The organism is Spongiactinospora gelatinilytica (assembly GCF_003236385.1).
In the GTDB taxonomy this organism is placed as follows: Bacteria; Actinomycetota; Actinomycetes; order Streptosporangiales; family Streptosporangiaceae; genus Spongiactinospora; species Spongiactinospora gelatinilytica.
Genome location: NZ_POUA01000862.1, coordinates 1 through 451, shown reverse-complemented (window position 1 = coordinate 451; position 451 = coordinate 1). Strand labels below are relative to the sequence as shown.

Genomic DNA, 451 nt, shown 5'->3' with positions numbered 1-451 from the left:
CGCCCCGCTGCGCCACCCCCTCGCCGCCGCCCTCGCGGCCCGCATCGGCGCCCTCACCGACGTCTTCGTCAACCACGGCCGCCTCGGCACCCTCTCCGCCGAACGCCTAGACCGCCTGCTCGCCTTCGTCAACCGCGACGAAGCCGCCTTCGACCTGCTGGTCCGCGCCCACGCCGAACACATGCGCGCCGCCCTCAACACCATCCCCGACCTCACCGGCGGCCCCGCCCTCCAAAAGGGCGACTTCGACGGCGACGGCACCCTCACCGGCGCCGAACGCGACCACCTCCTCAACCGCCACTTCGCCAACCGCATCGTCGAGGAGGCCCGCCTCTTCGGCCACCTCCTCGAAACCCGCGCCCAGGCCCTCGTGGCCGACGGCCAAGAAGCCAAACGCACCGACGAATCCCTCCGCACCATGGTCCGCGACTCCCTCGGCCTCCTCCCCCTC

At 72.7% G+C, this 451-nt stretch carries 1 protein-coding gene; it reads left to right on the top strand.

The features are described from left to right. Positions 1–451: hypothetical protein (locus C1I98_RS42465; protein ID WP_158558426.1), on the top strand; the 451-nt coding region annotated here is incomplete at both ends.